The sequence below is a fragment of the Pantoea eucalypti genome (genome assembly GCF_009646115.1).
GTDB classification, from domain to species: domain Bacteria; phylum Pseudomonadota; class Gammaproteobacteria; order Enterobacterales; family Enterobacteriaceae; genus Pantoea; species Pantoea eucalypti.
Genome location: NZ_CP045720.1, coordinates 2,576,190 through 2,595,344 on the forward strand (window position 1 = coordinate 2,576,190; position 19,155 = coordinate 2,595,344).

The 19,155-nt window shown below is 54.9% G+C and carries 20 protein-coding genes; 2 read left to right on the top strand and 18 right to left on the bottom strand.

The window, feature by feature from the left end; all coding sequences use genetic code 11:
• Nucleotides 1–106: 106 nt before the first annotated feature.
• The 8 genes from EE896_RS12015 to hinT form a co-directional block, all read right to left on the bottom strand.
• Nucleotides 107–649, bottom strand: coding sequence for a glycine zipper 2TM domain-containing protein (locus tag EE896_RS12015; protein ID WP_003849847.1), 543 nt, complete (start codon nt 647–649; stop codon nt 107–109).
• A gap of 560 nt (nt 650–1,209) precedes the next feature.
• Nucleotides 1,210–2,514 (bottom strand): NAD(P)/FAD-dependent oxidoreductase, encoded by a 1,305-nt coding sequence (locus tag EE896_RS12020; protein WP_003849848.1) that lies wholly within the window; start codon nt 2,512–2,514, stop codon nt 1,210–1,212.
• Between the two features lie 212 nt (nt 2,515–2,726).
• On the bottom strand, nt 2,727–3,269 hold the full coding sequence (ycfP, locus tag EE896_RS12025; protein WP_003849849.1) for an alpha/beta hydrolase YcfP: 543 nt from the start codon (nt 3,267–3,269) through the stop codon (nt 2,727–2,729).
• A gap of 40 nt (nt 3,270–3,309) precedes the next feature.
• Nucleotides 3,310–4,350, bottom strand: coding sequence for a beta-N-acetylhexosaminidase (gene nagZ / locus EE896_RS12030; RefSeq protein ID WP_140915878.1), 1,041 nt, complete (start codon nt 4,348–4,350; stop codon nt 3,310–3,312).
• A 39-nt stretch (nt 4,351–4,389) separates the two neighbouring features.
• Nucleotides 4,390–5,172, bottom strand: coding sequence for a thiamine kinase (thiK, locus tag EE896_RS12035; RefSeq protein WP_110411774.1), 783 nt, complete (start codon nt 5,170–5,172; stop codon nt 4,390–4,392).
• Between the two features lie 16 nt (nt 5,173–5,188).
• Nucleotides 5,189–5,785 (bottom strand): penicillin-binding protein activator LpoB, encoded by a 597-nt coding sequence (gene lpoB, locus EE896_RS12040; protein WP_003849852.1) that lies wholly within the window; start codon nt 5,783–5,785, stop codon nt 5,189–5,191.
• 11 nt (nt 5,786–5,796) lie between these two features.
• Nucleotides 5,797–6,165, bottom strand: coding sequence for a YcfL family putative periplasmic lipoprotein (locus EE896_RS12045; protein WP_003849853.1), 369 nt, complete (start codon nt 6,163–6,165; stop codon nt 5,797–5,799).
• Between the two features lie 15 nt (nt 6,166–6,180).
• Nucleotides 6,181–6,531 carry a purine nucleoside phosphoramidase gene (gene hinT, locus EE896_RS12050; RefSeq protein WP_003849854.1) on the bottom strand — a complete coding sequence of 117 codons (351 nt, stop codon included), beginning with the start codon at nt 6,529–6,531 and terminating at the stop codon, nt 6,181–6,183.
• A gap of 359 nt (nt 6,532–6,890) precedes the next feature.
• Between hinT and EE896_RS12055 the strand changes: the two genes are divergently transcribed.
• Entirely contained in the window at nt 6,891–8,489 is a 1,599-nt protein-coding gene (locus tag EE896_RS12055) for an MFS transporter (protein WP_008925937.1), read from the top strand.
• Between the two features lie 3 nt (nt 8,490–8,492).
• Nucleotides 8,493–9,632, top strand: a complete 1,140-nt coding sequence (bglB, locus tag EE896_RS12060; RefSeq protein WP_105099311.1) for a beta-galactosidase BglB — start codon at nt 8,493–8,495, stop codon at nt 9,630–9,632.
• A gap of 52 nt (nt 9,633–9,684) precedes the next feature.
• On the opposite strand, the gene ptsG is transcribed toward bglB, so the two are convergent.
• The 10 genes from ptsG to fabD all read right to left on the bottom strand — a co-directional run bounded on the left by ptsG (nt 9,685) and on the right by fabD (nt 19,150).
• Nucleotides 9,685–11,121 carry a PTS glucose transporter subunit IIBC gene (gene ptsG / locus EE896_RS12065; protein ID WP_003849857.1) on the bottom strand — a complete coding sequence of 479 codons (1,437 nt, stop codon included), beginning with the start codon at nt 11,119–11,121 and terminating at the stop codon, nt 9,685–9,687.
• A gap of 289 nt (nt 11,122–11,410) precedes the next feature.
• Nucleotides 11,411–12,202: a metal-dependent hydrolase gene (locus tag EE896_RS12070; protein WP_140915877.1), complete on the bottom strand. Its 792-nt coding sequence runs from the start codon at nt 12,200–12,202 to the stop codon at nt 11,411–11,413.
• Between the two features lie 18 nt (nt 12,203–12,220).
• A complete protein-coding gene (gene holB, locus EE896_RS12075; RefSeq protein ID WP_078804279.1) occupies nt 12,221–13,210 on the bottom strand; it encodes a DNA polymerase III subunit delta' in 990 nt (329 codons plus the stop codon).
• Nucleotides 13,210–13,842 (bottom strand): dTMP kinase, encoded by a 633-nt coding sequence (gene tmk, locus EE896_RS12080; RefSeq protein WP_003849860.1) that lies wholly within the window; start codon nt 13,840–13,842, stop codon nt 13,210–13,212. Before tmk ends, holB begins: the two co-directional genes overlap by 1 nt.
• Nucleotides 13,832–14,851: a cell division protein YceG gene (gene yceG, locus EE896_RS12085; RefSeq protein ID WP_003849861.1), complete on the bottom strand. Its 1,020-nt coding sequence runs from the start codon at nt 14,849–14,851 to the stop codon at nt 13,832–13,834. Before yceG ends, tmk begins: the two co-directional genes overlap by 11 nt.
• On the bottom strand, nt 14,848–15,663 hold the full coding sequence (gene pabC / locus EE896_RS12090; protein ID WP_003849862.1) for an aminodeoxychorismate lyase: 816 nt from the start codon (nt 15,661–15,663) through the stop codon (nt 14,848–14,850). Before pabC ends, yceG begins: the two co-directional genes overlap by 4 nt.
• Before the next feature lie 91 nt (nt 15,664–15,754).
• Nucleotides 15,755–16,996, bottom strand: a complete 1,242-nt coding sequence (gene fabF / locus EE896_RS12095; protein ID WP_008925932.1) for a beta-ketoacyl-ACP synthase II — start codon at nt 16,994–16,996, stop codon at nt 15,755–15,757.
• Between the two features lie 85 nt (nt 16,997–17,081).
• On the bottom strand, nt 17,082–17,318 hold the full coding sequence (acpP, locus tag EE896_RS12100; RefSeq protein ID WP_003849865.1) for an acyl carrier protein: 237 nt from the start codon (nt 17,316–17,318) through the stop codon (nt 17,082–17,084).
• A 154-nt stretch (nt 17,319–17,472) separates the two neighbouring features.
• The gene (gene fabG, locus EE896_RS12105; protein WP_003849866.1) at nt 17,473–18,207 is read right to left on the bottom strand and encodes a 3-oxoacyl-ACP reductase FabG; all 735 of its coding nucleotides are present in this window, start codon (nt 18,205–18,207) and stop codon (nt 17,473–17,475) included.
• A 10-nt stretch (nt 18,208–18,217) separates the two neighbouring features.
• Nucleotides 18,218–19,150 (bottom strand): ACP S-malonyltransferase, encoded by a 933-nt coding sequence (gene fabD / locus EE896_RS12110; protein WP_003849867.1) that lies wholly within the window; start codon nt 19,148–19,150, stop codon nt 18,218–18,220.
• Between the last annotated feature and the right edge of the window lie 5 nt (nt 19,151–19,155).

Genomic DNA, 19,155 nt, shown 5'->3' on the forward strand with positions numbered 1-19,155 from the left:
CGCGGGAAATGGCGATAAAAAAAGGCGCATCATACGATGCGCCTTTTTCATTATTTCACTATTACGTCGTGCTGTGTGGCCGCGAGTGCAGCAAAGCTTTGCCCAATTACGCCTGATCGCCGTTGAGAACCAGCTGACCATTGCGATCCAGAGGAATACGCGTGCCGGGGTCATTTTCCATGCGGATTTTACCCTGCTGATCGCCTATTTTATAGGTCACGTCATATCCCAGTTTTTTCTCTTGTTTATCATAAACTGTTTTGCAGCGCTGTTCGGTTGTGGTGTAGGTATCCCGATCCTGCAGTCCACCCTGGACCTGATTACCGGCATAACCGCCCGCTACCGCACCCGCTACTGTCGCTACATCCCTGCCGCGACCGCCACCAAACTGGTGACCCAGCACCCCACCTGCCACTGCACCTAATACAGAGCCAGCAAGACGGTTTTCATCCTGTACGGCCCGACGGTGGGTCAGTGTGACGTTCCGGCACTCCTGACGTGGCTGTTTGATGCTCTCTTTGATTGGTGTTGCAGAGAGTACCTGAGCGTATTGAGGACCGCGATCAAACACATTCATGCCTGCTACGGCTGCAACACCCAGCGCTGCTGCTACACCAATACCGATACCCGCTAACATTGATTTATTCACAGGAAGTTCCTCCTGAAAAGTGTTACCGCGCAATCCTGCTGTTAAAGCATCCTCGTTAACTGAGGTATAACCGGCGTGCGCGACGCGCCGTGTTTGTTGAGATGAAGTTTTACAGATGGACCGAAAATGCAACATCAGATAAATGGAGGAAATTGGTCACTTTGCTATCAGGGCCAGTTTTTAGGAGAGTTCTGATGAGATGTAAGCCAGAAGTAATCGACACCAGAATTTACTTTAATCACTTCAAATTCAATACATTAAGAGATGACCAATATTGGCGCTACGCCCTGATCATATTGACACATGAACCCTGTCAGATTCGATACAGTGAGCCGATTCGCAGGAACAATAAGCGGCTGTAAACCAGTCAGACTGGTGATATCCCATTCACGCTGACGCCTCAGGGTTCGCGCGGCATAGCTGACTGAACGGGGCTCCAGCGCGACGAATAAACCGTTGCACGGCTGTCCGCCAGCCGCGACTCCCCACCAGTCTGGCGCAAAAAAAAAGCCCCCTCAATATCGAGGAGGCTTAGCCTTGACCAGACTGATTACGCTTGCTTAGTGCAGCTTAAGCCGGGGACGGATCACCCGGTTAATGCTGCCCACCAGCATCATCAGGCCAGTTTTAAAGTAGCCGTGCAGCGCGACCTGGTGCATACGGTAGAGTGAGATGTAGACAAAGCGTGCAATACGCCCTTCCACCATCATCGAGCCACGCATCAGGTTACCCATCAGGCTGCCGACCGTACTGAAGCGGGAAAGCGACACCAGCGAGCCATGGTCTTTATAGACATAGGCTTTCAGCGGTTTACCGTGACGCTGCGCCAGGATGTTTTCCATCGCGCGTGAGGCCATCTGGTGCGCCGACTGGGCACGTGGCGGAACAAAACCGCCGCCCGGCAGGGCGCAGGAGGCACAGTCGCCAATGGCGTAAATGTCATCGTCCAGCGTGGTCTGCAAGGTCTCTTTCACCACCAGCTGGTTGATACGGTTGGTTTCCAGTCCGCCAATCTCTTTCAGGAAGTCAGGCGCTTTGATCCCTGCTGCCCAGACCATCAGGTCGGCTTCGATAAACTCGCCGCCTTTGGTATTCAGGCCATTACGCTCAGCGCTGGTGACCATGGTCTGCGTCAGAACGCGCACGCCCAGTTTGGTCAGCTCCTGGTGCGCAGCAGCAGAGATGCGCGGTGGGAGTGCAGGCAGAATACGTTCGCCCGCCTCCACCAGCGTCACGTTCAGCGCTTCGCGTCCGAGGCCTTTGAAGCCGTAGCTGTGCAGCTGTTTCACCGCGTTGTGCAGCTCCGCTGACAGCTCAACGCCTGTTGCGCCGCCGCCCACGATAGCGATGTTCACTTTCTCGACCTTGCCTTCGCTGGCAGAGAATTTCAGGAACAGGTTGAGCATTTCGTTGTGGAAACGACGCGCCTGATGTGGATTATCCAGGAAGATGCAGTGATCTTTGACACCCGGCGTTCCGAAATCATTGGAGGTGCTGCCCAGCGCCATGACCAGCTGGTCGTAGGCCACTTCACGCTGTGGCACCAGCACTTCGCCCTGTGCGTTCAGCACTTCGGCCAGGCGGATCACTTTGCGGCTGCGATCGATATCGGTGAGCGAACCCAACTGGAACTCAAAACCGTGGTTGCGGGCATGGGCCAGATAGCTCAGTGCGTCAATGCCTTCATCCATCGAACCCGTGGCCACTTCGTGCAGCAGCGGCTTCCACAAATGGCTATGGTTACGATCAACCAGGATAATTTCGGCTTTCTTTTTACGACCCAGTTTATGGCCCAATTGCGTCGCCATTTCCAGGCCGCCCGCTCCCCCGCCGACAATAACAATTCTCTTAACAGACGTAGTCAACAAAGACCCCCTCAAATTGTGAACCAAAAGTTAACCAAAGGTTAAATTAAACCTTAAGAAACATAGGGTTGGCGAAGTTAAAATCGCAATCTGCGGCCAGAATAGCATGGCGGGAAGAGGAGAACATAAGAATATTGATATACATCAAAGCGGAGAAATAAAACTCAGATAATTACGTAACGAAAACAGGCACCTTGCGGTGCCTGACATGTTTAACCTGATGTTTTAAAAGATTTTATCCGCTGAAGGTGTGGGGATATGTTTTTGAATTTGTGCCCTTCTGTCTCATCCCAGACGATGTCATAAAACGGATGCAGCTGGTCGGCGATGCGCTGGCTGTCCAGCGCCTCATCATGACGGGAGAGGAAGGTCAGACAGCGGTCACGATTGCGCTCGCGAAAATCGCTGACGCATTTGGTGGCGATATCCTGATACTCCTCGGGACGGTCGATCTTCCCTTCCATATTCTCCTGCGGAAAGAGGTTGGGATTGAAGATCGCCTGGCGGATGCCGCACAAAAACCCGATGCGCTCTGACCAGAAGCCGCCCAGCCCGACACCGCAAATCAGAGGGCGGTCATCGTCGGACAGCGTCAGCATCTTATCGGTCTCTTTCAGCAGAAACTGCATATCATGTTTAGGATGGCGGGTGCTGTAACTGATCAACCTGACGTCAGGATCGATAAATTGCAGTTGCAGCACCTTTTCGTGATTGCCCGGACTGTTGGAATCAAAACCGTGCAGATAAATGATCATGATAATCCTCAGGGTTGAGATAGCGCCGGGCAGTCACTGCTTACCACGACGCCTTGTGAGCCAGCCAGCGTTCCTGAAGCGCACTCAGTTGCTGGGCATTGGTTTTCCAGCGATGCGTAGCCTGCAGCTCACCGCGGGTAAACCTGCCCTGATGATACAGCTGCGTCACGCGCTCTGACCCGACCGGGATCAGGTTATCCAGCACACTGATGACTCCCTGGCGCTGATTGCAGACCAGAATCATGTCACAACCGGCAGAAAGGGACTGCTGCGCCCGCTCAGAATAGCTTCCCATCACGGCGGCGCCCTCCATCGACAGATCGTCGGAGAAAATCACACCATTAAAGCCCAGTTGCTCGCGCAACACGGTTTTCAGCCAGTATGGCGAGCCGCTGGCGGGCAGCGGATCAACGTCGGTGTAGATGACGTGAGCAGGCATGATGGCATCCAGCGCCTGCTCGGTGATCAGCTTGCTGAAGATCGCCATGTCATGCTCACGCAGCGTTTTTTCGTCGCGCGGATCCCGTGGCGTCTCTTTATGCGAATCGGCGCTGACCGCACCATGCCCCGGGAAATGTTTACCTGTGGTCTTCATGCCTGCCTCGTGCATCCCCGCAATAAAGCGGCGGGCAACAGCAAGAGCAATGGCCGGATTGGCGTGGAAAGAGCGGTCGCCGATGGCAGCGCTGATATGACCAATGTCGAGCACCGGCGCAAAGCTGATATCGATATCCATCGCGATCATTTCGGCCGCCATCTGCCAGCCCGCCTGCTGCGCCATCTCACCTGCGGTGTCTGCATCGTGAAGCGCGGCGAAGGATTGCATCGCGGGCAGTTGAGTAAAGCCGTCACGGAAACGCTGAACGCGACCGCCCTCCTGGTCCACCGCAACCACCAGCCGGGAGTGAGAGGCCGCGCGGATCTGCCGCACCAGCTCTGCCAGCTGAGCCGGGTCGTGATAATTTCGGGCAAATAAAATTAAGCCGCCGACCAGCGGATGCTTCAGGATGTCGCGCTCTTCGCCATCCAGTTCATAGCCCTCAACGTCAAGCATCAGCGGGCCGGGTAAATGTGTTCTCATAACCTGAATCCTGTGGCGTTATGCAGCTGCATAACGCGATTAAATCTGTTCCCAGCTCTGTCGGGCCAGCTGGTGTAATGTTTCGTTTTCACTCTGACTGGCACGCAGCTGATACCAGCTGGCCATCAGCAAGCGCAGCCAGGGTTGCCAGCGTCTGACCTGCTGCACCAGCGCGGGAAGCGGCAGCTGCATCGCCGCTGCATACTCTGCCAGCCATTCGGCATCGTGCTGCGGATCGCTGGCACAGACGGCCGCCAGTTCCAGCGCCACGTCGCCATCGGCGGCATATTCCCAGTCAATCAGACGCAGGCCTTCGGGACCTTGTATGACATTACCGGCATGCAGATCCATGTGCAGCGGTGCCAGCCTCAGCGGCCGGGGCTCACCCTGCTGCGTCAGGCGCCTGAGCGCTCGCAGCCAGCGATGATGCCGCTGAGGTGTAAGCTGCCAGTAATCCCACAGTAGCGATAACATCGACAGTTGATAGCCGGTCAGCGGCTGCTGGTGCAGTTGCTTCAGAAGGGCCACGATCTGCGGACGTTGCTCGCCGAAGCGTTGTGCATCCAGCGCCTCGCCCGCGCACCAGGTCAGGATAATTCCCTGACGATGTGACGCTACGGGCTGCGGCGCCAGCCCCGTGGTTCTCAACTTTCGTAACAGTCGGAATTCTCGCTGCCGGTCCACAAAGGGAATAGCCGGTTGCGGTGTCGCCCGAACGATAAAGGTGCCGGACGGGCTGACAATCTTCTGGCTGTGTCCGGTCAGACCGGCCAGCGGCATAATCAATGCTTTGTCTGGTTCGCCCGTGACCTGTTCAATGATCCGCTGGAATGCCGGATTAATTCTGAGCAATGCCGTTGCCGGACCAGATGATCTCGCCGGTCTGAACCAGCATCAGCTGCATCTGCAGGGTCGGTGTTTTAACATCGCCACGCGCGTTACTGTAGAGCACATACTGTGCGTTGAGGTTACGCGCCAGGCCAATGGCTTTACTGCGCGAGTTCAGGCTGTCATCCGGCGATAATCCCAGCGTCTGCTTGGCCTGTGCCAGTTGATCTGCAGAGACGAGGGTGAATTTACCGTTATTATTCAGCGCATTCTGGATTGCTGCCGTGGCTTTGTCGCTTTGCAGCGAGCCATTGGTGCTGTTTTTGATCCGATCGACCAGCAGCACGCTGCCAGGCTCGGCGCTGGCGGCCTGTAACATCTGCGCCACCAGCGGCTGAACGGTGGCATCCCAGTTGATAGTCACCAGTTTTGGCGGCTGCGGCACAGGCTGCGGTTGCGGTACCGGTTCAGGTTGCGGAACGGGCTGGGTTGGCTCAGCGGGCTGGGTCGGTTCAACCGGTGCAGGCTGCTGCTGCTGTTTCACAACACAGCCGGTCAGAATGAGCGCCATCAGAAGCGTTCCGGTACGATTAAAACTGCGTATCACGATGAAAATCCTTAAAGATAGAGATAAAGACGAACCTTACTGGCAGTCAGGTTACCCATTTGCGAGGCGGCGACTATGCTGCCCTGCGCCGGAACGGTGACGGTCTGCGCCGGTTCCTGCGGGGTGATTTCCAGCCCTTTGTCGTCATACCAGTAATAACGGTAGTGCACAACGACCGGTGTTTCGCGCTGATTATAGAGCACGCTGGTGGCACGTTTGAGTCCATCGTTCTCATCCAGCGTCGGCTCATCGGTAATAATCCCTGCCGACAGCACAGAGGACTCCATCACCAGTGACTGTGACGTATTGATCATCGGTTTATCACTGCTGCAAGCCGTCAGGCAGAGCAGGATCGGCAGGCCAGTCAGCCAGGATCGCATAGCACGTTTCCGTTATCAGTTAGAGAGCATCGGACCCAGCGGTTCGCCGCCCAGCAGATGCATATGAATGTGATAAACCTCCTGACCACCATGTTGATTGCAGTTCACAATCAGACGATAACCATTTTGGTCGATACCTTCCTGGCGGGCGATTTTCGCCGCGGTGGTAAACATGCGTCCCAGCGCGTGCTCGTGCGCGGCTTCCACCTCGTTGACCGTGGGGATCAGCACATTCGGCACGATTAAAATATGCGTCGGTGCTTTAGGCGAAATATCACGGAAGGCCGTGACCAGCTCGTCCTGGTAAACCACATCAGCGGGGATTTCGCGGCGGATAATTTTACTAAAAATAGTTTCTTCAGCCATGGTGCAATTCCTTTAGCCTGAGTCGTAATCAATCAGTATGCGGGAGAAATTTGTTTTCTTTCAACCTCAGTACCACTTTTCTTGCATTGTTCGCGTGCCTTTGCAGCACCCCCTCACTCCCCTGCCTGAAACCCCAGTATGAATACCCATAAAGCAGCCGCCATCACATAAAAATGAAACGCTGTTTTATAAATTAGAATTATGCCCCCCTTTTCTTTGCCTGATTGCCACTTCAACGCTTTTGGTTGCCAGATTGCGAAGGTTTAACCGCCGCGTCAGCTCTACTTTGCTAATCAGTCCGGGGGAGATGTCTGGCGTCACCCGGTCAAATTGCCCCATAACATTAAGGAGCCTCACACATGCGCTCACGTAAAATTGGTCCTGGCCACTATCTGGCCTATGGATCTGGCGATTTTCTCGGAGCAGGCACAACGGCGCTGACTGCCGCCTGGTTACTCTATTTTTACACGACCTTTTGTGGATTAACCCCCATTCAGGCCACGCTGATTTTCGCCGCCGCTCGCGTGCTGGACGCCGTGGTCAGCCCGCTGATGGGCTTCCTTACCGACAACTTCGGTTCAACCTGGCTGGGCAAACGTTTTGGCCGCCGGAAATTCTTTATCCTGCTCGGCATACCCTGTGTCTTCAGTTATAGCCTGATGTGGGTTAGCGACATGAGTTTCTGGTGGTATCTCTGCACTTACCTGCTGTTTGATATCGTCTACACCATGATTCTGGTGCCTTATGAAACGCTGGTGCCGGAAATGACCGACGACTTTAAACAGAAGACCCGCTTTTCCGGGGCGCGAATTGGTCTGGCACAATTATCAGCGATACTGGCCGCATTCTTACCCGGTATTTTGCTGAGCATGCTGGGCAAAGAAAATCCCCTCTCCTTTTTCTATGCCAGCCTGGTGTTCTCAGTAATTTGCGCGCTGGTACTGACGCTGGTGTGGTGCTTTACCTGGGAACGTCACCCCGATGACTTTTCTGCCGAATCACGCCGTGCGGAGCAGGAAAAGCAGCAGCTGACGCTGATGCAGAGTCTTAAACGGCTCTATGTCGAACTGGCCTCAACCTTACGTATCCGTATCTTCCGGCAACACCTTGGCATGTATCTCGGCGGCTATATTGCTCAGGATGTGTTTAACGCCGTCTTTACATGGTACGTGGTGTTTGTGCTGATGCAGAGTGCACAGGTTGCCTCCAGCCTGATGGGCACAATGGCAGTCTTGCAGTTTATTGCTGTGATGGTGATGATCCCGCTCTGTATCCGTATGGGACCGGCCCCTGCCTATCGTCTGGTCGCCATACTCTTTGGCCTCGCCGCGCTCTCCTATGCCGGTCTTTGGTATACCGGAATGAACGACAACATGTCTCTGCTGCTGGTGATCTCTGCCGTCGCAGGCCTGGGGCGTGGCGGCATCAACTATGTGCCGTGGAACACCTACACCTATATCGCCGATGTGGATGAGGTGATCACCGGTCAGCGCCGTGAAGGGATATTTGCCGGCATCATGACCCTGACGCGTAAAGCGTCCCAGGCGGGTGCCGTCATGCTGGTGGGCATCGTGCTGCAGCTCTCCGGCTTTGTATCTGGCCAGGCCACGCAGGCGCCGGGCGTCAGCCACACTATTCTGGCGATTCTCAGCATCGGCACGGTGGCCGTGCTGACCTGCGGCTTTATTGTCTCACTGCGTTTTAAACTGAATTTGCAGACGCACACCGTGCTGCGCCAGGAGACGCTGAAGATGCGCGAGGCAGGCCGTATCGTGCCGGAAAGTCTCACCCCGGAAGCACGGAGCATTGTCGAAACGCTGGCAGGCATGCCTTACGAGAATCTGTGGGGTAATAACAACATTGGCTTCCTTAATCGCAACAAGCCCGCGCCGCAAAAACTTACCGCACATCCCGTATTAACCCCTTCTTTAAACACCACCTTAAAACGACAGGAATAGACCATGACTGTATTTCCCGTTAAACACAGCAACTTATTGTGCCAGCCTGAGTATCTGCTGCCACGCAGCGAACTGGTTCAGCTGATTCAGAAACTGACTCAGAATCTGGTCAATATCACGGATGAAACAGGCGAATTTTTATTACGGCTGGACGATGGCCGGGTGATTGATACTAAAGGCTGGGCGGGTTGGGAATGGACACACGGCATCGGCCTGTACGGCATGCTGCACTACTATCAGCAGACCGGTGACGCGCAGACGCTGGCCATCATTGACAGATGGTTTACGCAGCGTCTGGCGGAAGGCACGCCGACCAAAAACGTGAATACCGTGTGCCCCTTTCTGACGCTGGCTTATCGTTATGAAGAGACCAGAAACCTGGCCTGGGTGCCGGTGCTGGAGCGCTGGGCAGAATGGGTCATGTATGAAATGCCGCGTACTGAACAGGGCGGCTTGCAGCATATTGTCTATAACAATGAGAACACCCAGCAGCTCTGGGACGATACGCTGATGATGAGCGTAATGGCGCTGGCTAAAATTGGTCAGTTGCTGAAGCGCGATGAGTGGGTTGAAGAAGCGAGCTATCAGTTTCTGCTGCATACCCAGTATCTGATGGATCGCGAAACCGGCTTATGGTTTCACGGCTGGAACTTTGATGGCCGCCATAACTTCGCCAATGCGCGCTGGGCGCGCGGCAACAGCTGGGTGACGATTGTCATTCCCGACTTCCTGGAGATGATGAACTGGCCTGAACATCACGCGACCCGTCGCTTTCTGCAGCAGGTGCTGGAGAGCCAGGTCAACGCGTTGAAGGCCTGTCAGCACAGCAGCGGATTGTGGCACACCCTGCTCGATGATCCGCACAGCTATCCGGAAGCGTCTGCCACCGCCGGGTTTGCCTATGGCATCCTGAAAGCGGTGCGCAAGCGTTATCTGCCCGCTGCGTATCGAGAGGTGGCAGAAAAAGCGCTGCACGGAGTAATTGCCAATATTGATGAAGATGGCGAGCTGAAGCAGGTCTCTTTTGGTACTGCAATGGGCAGTGACCTGGACTACTACCGCACGGTTCCCCTGACCTCCATGCCGTACGGTCAGGCGATGGCCCTGCTCTGTCTGACTGAGTATCTGCGTGTTTACCTCTGAGTCCTGGCCAAAAAAAAGCCCCGCTTAGCGGGGCTTTTTCATCTCTTAATGATTACATGCTGCGGATGTAATCATCCATATCGGTTTTCAGGTTATCGGATTTGGTTCCGAAAATTGCCTGTACACCGGAACCCGCAACCACCACGCCACGAGCGCCGAGGTTTTTCAGCTCAGACTGATCCACTTTCGCTACATCAGCAACGCTGACACGTAAACGGGTGATACAGGCATCCAGGTTGGTGATGTTCTCTTTACCACCAAACGCAGCTACCAGTTTGCCCGCCATCTCCGTTCCGGTCGCGGTAGACTGCTCGCTGCTGCTGCTCTCTTCACGGCCAGGCGTTTTCAGATCCAGTTTCGCAATCAGGACGCGGAATACGGTGTAGTAAACCAGGCCGTAGATGATGCCGATAATCGGGAACAACCAGATTTTGCTGCTGTTGCCGCTCAGCACGATGAAGTCGATCAGACCGTGTGAGAAGCTGGTGCCATCACGCATTCCGAGCAGGATACAGATTGGGAAGGCCAGACCTGCCAGCAGCGCATGGATCACATACAGAATCGGCGCCACGAACATGAATGAGAATTCAATCGGTTCGGTGATACCGGTCAGGAATGAGGTCAGCGCAGCAGAGATCATGATGCCGCCAACTTTGGCACGGTTTTCAGGTTTCGCTGAATGCCAGATAGCAATCGCGGCTGCTGGCAGACCGTACATTTTGAACAGGAAGCCACCTGAGAGTTTACCTGCGGTCGGGTCACCTGCCATGTAACGTGGGATGTCGCCGTGGAATACCTGACCTGCCGCATTGGTATATTCACCAATCTGCATCTGGAAAGGTACGTTCCAGATGTGATGCAGACCAAATGGCACCAGCGCGCGCTCAACAACGCCGTAGATACCAAAGGCAACAACCGGGTTCTGATAGGCCGCCCACTGTGAGAACTCCTGAATCGCAGCACCGACGGGTGGCCAGATAAAGGAGAGCAGCACACCCAGCACAATCGCCGCCAGGCCAGAGATAATCGGCACAAAGCGTTTACCGGCAAAGAAGCCCAGATATTCTGGCAGCTTGATGCGGTAGAAGCGGTTGAACATGTAAGCGGCGATGGAACCGGCGATGATACCGCCCAGCACCCCGGTATCGGCGAGGTGTTTCGCCTCGATCTCTGCCGCTGGCAGATGCAGCACCAGCGGTGCAACGACCGCCATGGTTTTCACCATGATGCCATACGCGACAACGGCGGCCAGTGCCGAAACGCCGTCGTTGTTAGTAAAGCCCAGCGCCACGCCGATAGCAAAAATCAGTGGCATGTTGGCGAACACCGATCCACCCGCTTCTGCCATTACATGGGAAACCACTGCTGGTAACCAGCTGAAATTGGCTGAACCGACCCCTAACAAAATACCGGCAATCGGCAGAACCGATACCGGCAGCATCAGCGATTTACCGACCTTTTGAAGGTTGGCAAAAGCATTTTTGAACATAGCGTGAAGCTCCTGAGTATGAGTGCATATTTGCGCAGAGCGCGTGGCAAAGAGGGAGGGTTCTTTGCCGGGCTGGCGGTGACCGCCTTTTGATTTATTACGAAGGGTAAAATAAATCCCGAATTGTTACTTTGACGGCTATCACGTTTCAACAAACAGAGCCGCGCACTTTACGAAATTTCTGACTGATCCGCACGAGTAATCGACGATAAAAAGCTGACCCTGGCTGAATAGACAGGGTCATATAAGCAGGTTGCAGATTAATTACAGAGAGTGAAATAAAAGACGGTTAGCCGCCCAGCTTACTCATGGGGATATGAAACAGCGTTGAAAAGTTTTGAGTGGTGGCAGCGGCCAGCGTTTCCATATCCACGCCTTTTAATACGGCCAGATATTCGGCAACATCGCGCGTATAAGCGGGCTGATTCTCTTTACCGCGATACGGCACGGGTGCCAGATAAGGTGAATCCGTTTCCACCAGCATCCTGTCCAGCGGCACATAACGCGCAGCTTCGCGTAACTGTTCAGCATTGCGGAAGGTGACAATACCGGAAAATGAGATGTAAAAGCCCATATCCAGCAGCTTTGCGGCGGTGGGCTGATCCTCGGTGAAGCAATGCAGCACGCCGCCACAACGCTCGACCTGCTCTTCACGCAAAATCGCCAGCGTATCTTCGCGTGCATCCCGGGTATGAACAATAATCGGTTTATTCAGCGCGATGCCGGTACGGATATGTTCCCGGAATGAGCGCTGCTGCTGATCTTTGGTCTCTGGCTGATAGTGATAATCCAGCCCGGTTTCACCCAGTGCCACGACCTGAGGATCGGCAGAGAGCCGGCGAAACTCCTCAACGTCATAGGCCTCTTCCTGATTCAGCGGATGCACGCCGCAGGAGAGGGCAATGTTTTTTCGATCGCCAACCAGACTTTTCAGGGTGTGAAAACCCGGCAGCGTGGTGGCAATAGCCAGCATAAATTTCACGTCACGCGCTGCTGCTTTAGCGATCACATCATCAAGGTCACGGTGGTTCTTTTCATAATCCAGGCCATCAAGATGGCAATGGGAATCAACAATAAACATAATTACTCTCAGGTAGGTTTAGCCGACCAGCGCGGGCTTCTGTAGGTCCGCCCAGCTCAGGAGCTGATCGGTCAGCAATAATTCGCGATTGACTGACGCCACATGCAGTAACTGCTCACGACAGCGCATCCATGCCTGGGTGCTGCTGTTGAGCGCACTGGCGGAAAAGTAACCGGCCAGGAGCTGCACCACATCCTGTCGATCAATATTACTCAGCCATTGTCCCGCATTTTGCTGCCATTTCATGGCATCCAGCAATAACGAGAGCAGCCAGCCGATACGTGCGGCCGCGTCGTCCGCGTTCAGTGCAGGCAGCAGTTGCAGGATGTCCTGCTGTAACGCAGCGGGCAGCGCGTCACAAAGCTTCTGACGGGCTTGCCACGGTCCGGTTTCCAGCAGGCTCAGTGCCGCTCCGGGTGCGCCCGCGCCCAGGCGCAACGCTGCCAGCAGCATCTGTTCATCGTGGGAGGATTGCTTCTTCAGCCAGAGCAGACTTTGTCCTTCGTCCGGCGGTGTCAGATGAAGCGTCATGCAGCGGCTGCGCAGCGTGGCCAAAAGGCGTGAGGGGTCACGGCTGCTGAGGAAGAACCAGCTGTTGGCAGGCGGCTCTTCAAGGGTTTTCAGCAGTGCGTTAGCTGCGGCTTCCGAAAGCTGCGCAGCATCTGGCAGCCAGACCACTTTCGCGCCGCCCTGCTGACCAAAGTGATACATCTTTTCCGTCACCTGACGCACCGCATCAATGCCCAGGGTACTTTTGCCCTTCTCTGCCTCAAGTCGATACCAGTCAGGATGGGTGTTGGCCTGCATCAGCTGACAACCGTGGCACTCTCCGCAACTTTTCAGACCATCCCGCTGCTGGCACATCAGCCAGCGGCTCATTCCCCAGACCAGTGCCTCATCGCCCATGCCCGCCATCGCCTGGATCATCAGCGCATGGTGCGCGCGATTTTCCTGGTGCTGACTGATCACCTGACGGTAAGGCTGATTCAGCCACGGATACCAGTTCATCACGCCTGCTCCGCCAGCCAGCTATCCAGCGTCGCTTTAAGTGACGCGGTCACTTCTTCCAGCGACTGAGTGGCATCAATGGTAAGAATGGTGGGATCGTCTGCTGCCAGCGTCAGATAGCGCGCGCGGGTGCGCTCAAAGAAGCGCAATGACTCCTGCTCAATACGATCCAGCTCGCCACGTGCACGGGCACGCTGGAGACCAATATCAGGTGTCACATCCAGATAGAGCGTCAGGTCGGGACGGAAATCGCCTAAGACAGCATCACGCAGCGTCTGCATCAGTTCACTGTCGAGTCCCCGACCGCCGCCCTGGTAAGCCTGAGAAGAGAGATCGTGTCGATCGCCAATCACCCAGGCACCGCGAGCCAGCGCAGGTTTGATGACGGTCTCCACCAGCTGAACGCGCGCTGCATAGAGCATCAGCAGCTCTGCTTTATCCGTAACCTGCTCACCCTCAATCCCCTGCTTGACCAGTGTCCGCAGCTGTTCTGCCAGCGGCGTGCCGCCCGGTTCACGGGTAAAGACCAGATCGTTGATGCCCCGGGCGCGCAGCGTGGCAACAATAGCATCACGCGCAGTGGTCTTTCCGGCGCCTTCCAGGCCTTCAATGACGATAAACTTACTGTTCATTTTTTTCCTTCAGTGTCTGCCGGTAAATCTGCACCGCTTTGTTATGGCTGGCAAGGTTGGTGGTGAACGTATGTCCACCCTTCCCGTCTGCAACGAAGTAGAGATAGTTCGTTTTTTCAGGATGCGCTGCTGCCTGCAGCGATGCTTTGCCCGGCATGGCAATCGGGCCAGGCGGCAGCCCGTTAATCGTGTAAGTATTGTACGCGCTGGCGGTTTCAAGATCTTTGCGGGTCAGCGTGCCGTTATAACTGTCACCCATGCCATAGATGACGGTGGGATCGGTCTGCAACCGCATTCCCGTGCGCAGGCGATTAATAAACACCGAGGCGACACGTGCGCGCTCTTCGCTGACACCGGTCTCTTTCTCAATGATGGAGGCCATCGTCACCATATCCTGTGGCGTTTTATAGGGCAGATTGTCCGCCCGTCCCTGCCACACCGCATCAATGGTCTTTTTCATCCGATCATGCGCCCGCTGCAACAGCGCCATATCGGTGGTGTTCGCCGTGTAGAGATAGGTATCCGGGAAGAAGTTGCCTTCCAATTGTTCAGGCTCCACCTTGAGTGCGCTGGCCAGGGTGGCGAACTGATCGTCTTTCAGGGTGTGCCGGATGTAGGGCGCTTTACGCAGTTCACTCAGCCATTCTTTGAGCCGCTGACCTTCGACGAACCGCACCGGGAATTGCGCCTCTTTGCCGCTGGCCAGCAGCTGTAACAGCGAGCGTACGGTCATGGTTGGCTCAAGGCGATAAGTGCCCGCCTTAAAGGTCGCCAGTTCCGGCTCCAGACGCAGCAGCGCACCAAACCAGATACTGTGGGGAATAATTTTCTGCTCTTCCAGCTGCGCTTCAAGCGCAACCCGCCCCGTGCCGGCAGGCAGCGTATAAATCGTTTCCTGTTTCAGCGTCAATGGGGTGGCAGCAAACTGCTTAACCTGCCAGTAACTCAGCACCGCTGCGAGAACGACGATTGCCAGCAGGCTGACGAGAATCTTTTTACTTCGAATCATGATGCATCCATTATTTGTTCACAGCTTGCCAGCAGCTGCTTAAACAGCGAGCGCTCAGTAAACTGCACCGCTTCTATCTGTCGGACCGGCAGAACCGGCATCAGCGCGTTACATATCACCACTTCATCGGCGGCCAGCAGTTGCGCCGGTTCGCTTTTCACTATCTGGCAAGCCTGACCTGCGGCAGCAAGTTGCGCCATAAGACTCCGCCGCATAATGCCATCGACACCCGATGCCGAGAGATCGGGCGTGAAAATCTGCGTGCCCTGACGCCAGAATAAATTGGCCGCACAGCATTCCACCACCCAACCTTCAGTGTCAAGCACCAGCGCCTCGTCGGCGTCTGTCTGGTCAAGATGAGCCCGGATCATCACCTGCTCCACGCGGTTCAGGTGCTTGATACCGGCAAATTGCGGGTTTCGCGCCAGACGAATCGGACTAAGCCGGAGTCGGGCACCACGCTGCTGTATATCGGTGTAGTGTTGTGGCCAGGCGGCCAGAGAGACGATTCGCACAGGTTCGCCACAGCCGCGACGGCTGTAACCCCGCCCGCCGCTGCCCGCGCTGATAATCACTTTCAGCACCGCCTGGGTTTGTTCATAAGCGGCCTGCTTCATCTCGGTCTCAAGCTGATGCCAGTCGACGCCAGCGATCCATAACCGCTCACAGCAATCTTTAAGGCGCTGAATATGGCTTTCCAGCATCACAATTTTACCCTGACGCACGGCGGCGGTAGTAAAACAGCCATCGCCGAACTGCAGTGCGCGGTCGCTGGCGGCCACTGTCGATTGTCTGAACCCGTTAATCCACATCGTTCTCTCCTGAGCGTGACCTCTGATTTCACCGCATTTTGCAGGATAAAAAAAGGCCCGCATCGCGGGCCTTTTTAGCAATCAGCAACGATTACACTTTACGGAAAATCAATGAACCGTTGGTTCCGCCGAATCCGAAAGAGTTACACAGCGTGTATTCCAGACCAGAAACCTGACGCGCGGTGTGAGGTACGAAGTCAAGATCGCAGCCCTCATCCGGATTGTCGAGATTGATAGTCGGAGGAACAGCCTGGTCGCGCAGTGCCAGAATCGAGTAAATCGCTTCAACAGCGCCTGCGGCACCCAGCAAGTGCCCGGTCATTGATTTGGTTGAGCTGACCATCACACTGCTGGCCGCTGCCCCGAAGACCGATTTCACCGCCTGCGCTTCCGCTTTATCACCCGCTGGCGTGGACGTACCGTGCGCGTTGACATAGCCAATCTGCTCTGGCGTCATTTGGGCATCGCGCAGCGCATTGATCATGGCCGCCGCGGCACCTGAACCATCTTCTGGTGGTGAAGTCATGTGGTAGGCATCGCTGCTCATACCAAAACCTACGATTTCAGCGTAGATTTTTGCGCCACGCTTCTTCGCATGCTCGTACTCTTCGAGTACCACAATGCCGGCACCGTCACCCAGCACAAAACCGTCGCGATCTTTATCCCACGGGCGGCTGGCCGCTTGCGGGTTTTCGTTTCGGGTTGAGAGGGCACGTGCTGCACCAAAACCACCCACGCCTAATGGCGTACTGGCTTTCTCTGCGCCACCCGCCAGCATCACGTCAGCATCGTTATAAGCGATGATACGTGCAGCATGACCGATGTTGTGCACACCAGAGGTACAGGCTGTCGCGATAGAGATGCTTGGACCTTTCAGGCCATACATGATGCTGAGATGCCCCGCCACCATGTTAACGATGGTTGAAGGCACAAAGAATGGGCTGATTTTGCGCGGACCGCCGTTGACCAGTGAAGTATGATTCTCTTCAATCAGACCTAAACCACCGATGCCGGAGCCAATTGCCGCGCCAACACGGCCTGCATTTTCGTCGGTGACAACCAGACCACTGTCCTGCATGGCCTGCATACCGGCTACAATGCCGTACTGGATGAAGGCATCCATCTTGCGCTGATCTTTGCGCGAGATGTAGTCATCACAATTAAAACCTCTTACCAGACCTGCAAAACGCGTTGCATAAGCACTGGTATCAAAATGGTCGATCAGGGTAATGCCGCTCTGACCGGCAAGGAGAGCACTCCAGGTAGACTCTACGGTATTGCCGACAGGAGACAACATGCCAAGACCAGTCACAACTACACGACGCTTAGACACGTTCGTCCTCCAGGGAGGGGAAATAGGGAACTATGTGGGACAAACAAAAAAATCAGGCGGTCGAGCGACCGCCTGAAGATATTCATTAGCCTTTATGGCTATTGATATAGTCGATCGCTGCCTGAACGGTAGTGATTTTCTCAGCTTCTTCGTCTGGAATCTCAGTATCAAACTCTTCTTCCAGAGCCATCACCAGCTCAACGGTATCAAGAGAATCGGCACCCAGGTCTTCTACGAAAGATGCAGAGTTGGTGACTTCTTCCTCTTTCACACCCAGCTGCTCACTGATGATTTTCTTAACGCGTTGTTCGATATCGCTCATACTATTTAATTTCCTATCAAAACTCGCTTTCGCGATGGTTTTCGTAGTGTATAAAATGGTGAAAAAGATGCAACAAAATCCCGGCTGGTCGAACCACGATTTTGCGTTATTTTGCGGTTTTAACCGCAAATAAAGCAAATGATTTCGTGATTTATCAGACCATGTACATTCCGCCATTGACGTGCAGCGTTTCACCTGTGATGTAGGCTGCTTCGTCAGAGGCTAAAAATGCGACAGCATTGGCGATTTCCTGTGCATCGCCTAAGCGACCCGCAGGGACTTCCGCCAAAATACCGGAACGTTGATCTTCGTTCAGTGCCCGCGTCATGTCAGTCTCAATAAAGCCTGGAGCCACGACGTTGACGGTAATGCCACGTGACGCGATTTCGCGCGCCAGTGATTTGCTAAAACCAATCAAACCCGCTTTAGCTGCCGCGTAGTTTGCCTGGCCCGCATTACCCATGGTTCCAACAACGGAACCAATGGTGATGATACGGCCCACGCGCTTTTTCATCATGGCACGCAGGACCGCCTTAGAAAGGCGGAATACCGATGTGAGGTTAGTATCTAAGATATCCTCCCACTCATCGTCCTTCATGCGCATGAGGAGATTATCACGCGTAATGCCTGCATTATTGACTAAAATATCCACTTCGCCAAATTCCGCGCGAATATTCTCTAAAACGCTGCTGATGGAGTCAGCATCTGTCACATTCAGTAACAGGCCTTTACCCTTGTCGCCAAGGTAAGCACTGATGGCGTCGGCGCCATTCTGGCTGGTTGCAGTACCCACAACTTTAGCACCACGTGCCGCCAGGGTTTCTGCAATCGCACGACCAATGCCGCGACTCGCGCCGGTAACCAGCGCAACTTTACCTTCAAAGCTCATGATTTTCCTCTTATTCCTTACCGAGTGCAGCTGTCAGGGATGCTGTATCGTTAACGGCAGCCGCTGTCAGACTATCGACAATACGTTTCGTCAGACCGGTCAGGACTTTACCTGGACCCATCTCCAGGAGTTGCGTAACGCCCTGTTCTGCCATCGCTTCCACACTCTCAGTCCAGCGAACCGGGCTGTAAAGCTGACGAACCAGCGCATGCCGGATTGCCGCAGCATCGGTTTCTGCTTTCACATCGACGTTATTAATCACTGGCACCGCAGGCGCAGCAAACGTAATGTTTTCCAGCGCGACCGCCAGTTTATCCGCTGCGGGCTTCATCAGTGCGCAGTGGGAAGGCACGCTGACGGGCAGTGGCAGGGCACGTTTAGCGCCCGCGGCTTTACAGGCAGCACCTGCACGCTCAACGGCTTCTTTGTTACCCGCAATGACCACCTGGCCCGGCGAATTGAAGTTAACCGGTGAAACCACCTGTCCCTGCGCGCTCTCCTCGCAGGCTTTGCGAATAGCTGCGTCATCCAGGCCAATAATCGCCTGCATCGCGCCAGTGCCTTCTGGCACGGCTTCCTGCATCAGTTTGCCGCGCAGCTCAACCAGCTTCACGGCATCAGCAAAGCTGAGCACACCGGCGCAAACCAGCGCAGAGTATTCACCCAGGCTGTGACCGGCCATCAGGACTGGCTGTTGACCGCCCTGCTGCTGCCAGACACGATAGATAGCCACCGAGGCGGCAAGCAATGCAGGCTGAGTCTGCCAGGTTTTATTCAGCTCTTCAGCCGGACCCTGACTCACTAACTGCCACAGATCATATCCCAGCGCGTCCGAGGCTTCACGAAAGGTCTCTTCAACCAGCGGATAGGTCGCGGCTAATTCAGTCAGCATGCCCACGGTCTGTGAACCCTGACCTGGAAAAACAAATGCAATTTGCGTCATCTTTC